This window comes from Pedobacter paludis, assembly GCF_003173575.1.
Taxonomy (GTDB): domain Bacteria; phylum Bacteroidota; class Bacteroidia; order Sphingobacteriales; family Sphingobacteriaceae; genus Pedobacter; species Pedobacter paludis.
The window spans coordinates 1-1,384 of sequence record NZ_QGNY01000015.1 but is presented as its reverse complement, the minus strand read 5'-3'; the positions used below and the strand labels follow the sequence as shown (position 1 = coordinate 1,384).

General features: G+C 38.1%; 2 protein-coding genes. Both read right to left on the bottom strand.

Annotated features, from left to right (window positions below; genetic code table 11):
• Positions 1 to 45 precede the first annotated feature (45 nt).
• The gene (locus tag DF947_RS22040) at positions 46 to 897 is read right to left on the bottom strand and encodes an IS3 family transposase (RefSeq protein ID WP_240615442.1); all 852 of its coding nucleotides are present in this window, start codon (positions 895 to 897) and stop codon (positions 46 to 48) included.
• A 14-nt stretch (positions 898 to 911) separates the two neighbouring features.
• Positions 912 to 1,384: transposase (locus DF947_RS22560; RefSeq protein ID WP_317046780.1), on the bottom strand; the 473-nt coding region annotated here is incomplete at its 5' end.

The following is a 1,384-nucleotide window of genomic DNA, read 5'->3' as shown; positions in this document are numbered from 1 at the left end:
TGACTAGTCCTGAAATAGCGATACAGGATTAATAAAAATTACAATTTAAATAGCAGTTAGTTCATTCTGGCTGCTATTTTTTCGTTTATAGGTCCTGATTTTAATTTTACTCTGCCTGTGCATATACTTTGGTGTATTCATAAAACATGCATGGTGTGGCCTAATATTATTATAAATATTAACGCTTTCAGAAACTATTTTCTTCATTTCTGAAATTTGGATTCCTTCTCTTACAAGAATGAACTCTTGCTTTAAAATCCCATTTACTCGCTCTGCTACAGCATTCCTGTACGGATCGTAACTTTCTGTCATACTACACCTAATGCTATTTTTAATTAGTACCCCCTGGTATTCGTCGCAGCAATACTGCAAGCCCCTGTCCGAGTGGTGAATCAACATGTCCTTTTTATATGCCCTTTTTGAGATCGCCATTTTCAAAGCCCTTACGCTTCCCTCCATGGCTAAGCTGTCTGAAACATCATAACCAACTATCTTTTTTGAATATGCATCTGTAACCAGAGCCAAATAGCAAGGGTTTTTCCGGTTACCGAGATAGGTAATGTCAGAAACCCAGAGTTGTTCGGGTCTATTAACTTTCATATCAATGGTCAGGTCTCTGTGTTTGCGAAACCTGTGGTGTGAGTCTGTTGTAATATGATAACTTCGCTTAGGCTTGATTAACAAATGATTCGCTTTCATTATCCGAAAAAGCTTATCCCTTCCTACCGACAAGGACTTAAGGGATTCTTTTAGCATGTGATAAAGTTTTCTAGTTCCAACACGCGGCATTTTCATACGCAAATTGACTACCAGTTCAATAACCCTTGCCGATAAATCCTGTTTTTTAACCCGTCTCTTCTTACTTCGATAATAGACCTGTCTACTAACCCCGAACAATCCACAGGTAGCCGTTAAGCTTTCTTTGTAGGTTTTTTGGTATTGTTCAACTGTTCGGGTGAGGAGTTTTTTCGGATTTCGATATTATATTCTTTCTCTGCAATATCGATCATCATATCGAAAATAATAGCCTTTTTATCTGCCTTTGTATTCTGGGCAGCTAGAAAAGCATTTTGTTTCTCCAGAAGTTTGACTTTGGCTTCCAACTCCAGTATTTTCTGTTCGGGTGTCTTAGGCATATGAGATGGGGTTTGATTCTCCCAATCAAAGTTACCATATTTTCGCAACCACCCTATTATGGTGGAACGAGACTGGATGCCATATTTCTTTAAAGCACCAGTTGTGGATAATTCACCCTGTTCAATCTCGAAAACGATCTGATGTTTAAAGGATAACGAATAGTCTTTTTGGGTACGCTTTTGGTAACCCGATTTGATAATGCTTCTCATAACGATTCTTTTTTGTATCGCTATTTCAGGACTAGACA